Below are 2,526 nucleotides of genomic sequence, written 5' to 3'. Positions count from 1 at the left end.
GCCGGTCGGGTTTGTCAAGGCGGGAAAGCGTGCCTTGACAAACCCGACCGCCGACTGAAGGGATCGCAGGGATCAGGGGCGGGGGAGGTCTGGTGAGGTGTTTTGTCGCCTTGCGCTACCGGCCGGCCGCCGGTTTGCACCGTTCATTCGGCCGCAGGCGTCGAGACAGGCCGCAGACCAGTTTGGCCAGGAAGCCGATCGCGACTACGTTGCGTCCGGGTCGATCGGGGGGCGCTCGCCCGGCTTCAGCGGCTCCGGCGCCGACTGGGTCTGGCCGGCCAGGTAGCCGTTCGAACCGTTCGTCCCGTTCGCCGGGGTGCTGCTGCCGTTCGTGATGCCCTTCAGGCCGAGCGGATCGGCGTCGCCGTCGAACAGGTGCTGCGTCACGACTCGCTTCGGGTCGAAGTTCCGCAGCCCGCGCAGGTCTTCCAGCGGCTTGCGCAGCTGGTCGAACTCCGGGCCCATCTCCTCGCGGAGCTGCTCCTTGGCGCCGGTCGCGAACTCGCGGACCTTGCGCACGCTCTTCGCGAGCCAGGACGCCGCCTCCGGCAGCCGTTCCGGGCCGAGGATGAACAGACCGGCGATGATGAGGACGAGGATTTCGCCCCATCCGACACTCTCGAACACCAGTCAACCTCCGAAGAAGAACCTACCCGCCCAGGGTACCCGCCGACCGCCGCGCTCCGGCAGGCCGAACGCGGGAACTCAGTCGGAAGCCAGGGTTACGTCCACGACGAAACTGGCGCCGTCGCGGGCCAGCTGCACCGGGACCACTTCGCCGACGTCGTGCGCGCGGACCGCGACCGTCAGCTCCGCGGAGTCGCGGACGAGCCGGTTGCCGATCTTCGTGATGACGTCGCCCTCCTTGATGCCCGCGTTCGCCGCCGGGCCACCGGGCGCGACGTTCTTCACCTGGGCACCCATCGTCGACGAGCCGGCGACCGTCGACGACGCGTTGATGCCGATGTCGGCGTGCTGGACCTTGCCGTCCTTGATCAGCGCCTTGGCGATCTTGATCGCGTAGTCGCTCGGGATGGCGAAGCCGATGCCGATGCTGCCGCCGTCCGCGCCCGCCGAGCGGATCGACGAGTTGATGCCGACCAGCGCGCCGGTGGAGTCGACGAGCGCGCCGCCGGAGTTGCCGTGGTTGATCGCGGCGTCGGTCTGGATGGCCTCGTAGGTGACCGGCGGGGCGCCGTTGTCGCCGCCCGCGGTGATCGGCCGGTTCAGCGCGCTGACGATGCCGGCGGTCACCGAGTTCTGCAGCGCCAGCGGCGAGCCGATCGCCATCACGGTGTCGCCGACCTGCAGGTCCGCGGACTTGCCGACCTGCAGCACGGTCGGGTTGGTGACGTTGACCTTCACGACGGCGAGGTCGGTCTTCTGGTCGGCGCCGACGAGCTTGGCCTCGGTGCGCGTGCCGTCGATGAAGACGGCGGTGACCTTGACGCCCGGGTCCGCGGCGGCGGAGGCGATGACGTGTTCGTTGGTGAGGATGTAGCCCTGCGGGTCGATCATGACACCGGAGCCCTGTTCGCCGGATTCGGCGCCGGGCTTGAACACCTCGAGCGAGACGACGGCGGGCGCGACGCGCTTGGCGATTTCGGCGACGGACCCGGCGGGACGTTCCTTGCCGGCCTCGGCTTCGGCGATGGTGGCGGAGCCGGTGAGCTCGGTGCCGGTGTCGGCGGCCCACCACCCGACGACGCCACCGGCGGCCCCGATGAGCAAGGCGACGACGCCGAGCAGGACGAGCGCCTTCGGCTGCACGCGCCGTCCGAAGAGCACCTCGGGCAGGCTGAGCAGCGCGCCGGGAGGCCGGTTGGCGGGCTTTTCCTCGTCTTCGGCGGGCACGGCGGGCCCGGCGAGAACGGCGGCGGCCCCGGGGTCACGCCAGGGATCGCGGGTCCCGGTCCACAGGGGCGGTTCGGCGTCGGACGGTTCACCAGTGGCTTCCCGCGGCCGTTCGAGCAGGACGCCCTCGGCCCCGGGCGGCCGCCGGAAGGCCTCGGCGAGCGACTCGGGAGCGGGCGGGGCGAGGTTGACGCCGTTGGCCTTCTGCGGGGAGTAGAGCTTGTCGAACGCCCCGTCGACCCCTTGCGGTCTGCCGAACACGGCGGCCTGCGCCGGATCGACGGCCGGCCGCGCGAGCGGCCGCGGGCCCAGCCGGTCGGCTTCACGCGCGCCGGGCTGCTCGGGATTCTCGTTCGGCTCGGTCATCATTCCCCGGTGCAGAAGATCAGGTGGCTGGGCGTGACGATACCCAAGCCCAGTGCTCCGAGTCTGCCGGTCCACGGGTGAAGTGGCTGTTTCTTGAGCCCCGGTCCACAACGTGAGGGTGGTGTGGACAAACCGCCCTGGAAGGCTTTGAGCGGCGGTTTCCGTCGGGGGGTGGGGATAGGCTGGACTTGGGGACGCCCCCCAGGGAGGGCGGGGGCCTGCGAGGTCTTGTTTTGCGGGTGCCGGTGCTTCTCGAAGGTCGCGAATGACTCATTCGGGACGTCCGAGGTCCCGAATGAGTCATTC

General features: G+C 70.3%; 2 protein-coding genes. Both read right to left on the bottom strand.

The genetic code is table 11. The features are described from left to right. Positions 1-204: 204 nt before the first annotated feature. Positions 205-627, bottom strand: coding sequence for a Sec-independent protein translocase protein TatB (tatB, locus tag ACWDN5_RS46675; protein ID WP_043784308.1), 423 nt, complete (start codon positions 625-627; stop codon positions 205-207). A gap of 78 nt (positions 628-705) precedes the next feature. Further along, complete coding sequence (locus ACWDN5_RS46670; RefSeq protein ID WP_310970824.1) at positions 706-2,223, bottom strand: trypsin-like peptidase domain-containing protein; 1,518 nt, start codon at positions 2,221-2,223, stop codon at positions 706-708. Between the last annotated feature and the right edge of the window lie 303 nt (positions 2,224-2,526).

The organism is Amycolatopsis sp. NPDC003731, from assembly GCF_053586895.1.
This window is presented reverse-complemented; position numbering and strand designations above follow the sequence as displayed.

What these genes read in the sequence shown, in the direction of transcription:
- ACWDN5_RS46670 (WP_310970824.1), bottom strand. Translation starts at nt 2,223, where the DNA reads ATGATGACCGAGCCGAACGAGAATCCCGAGCAGCCCGGCGCGCGTGAA.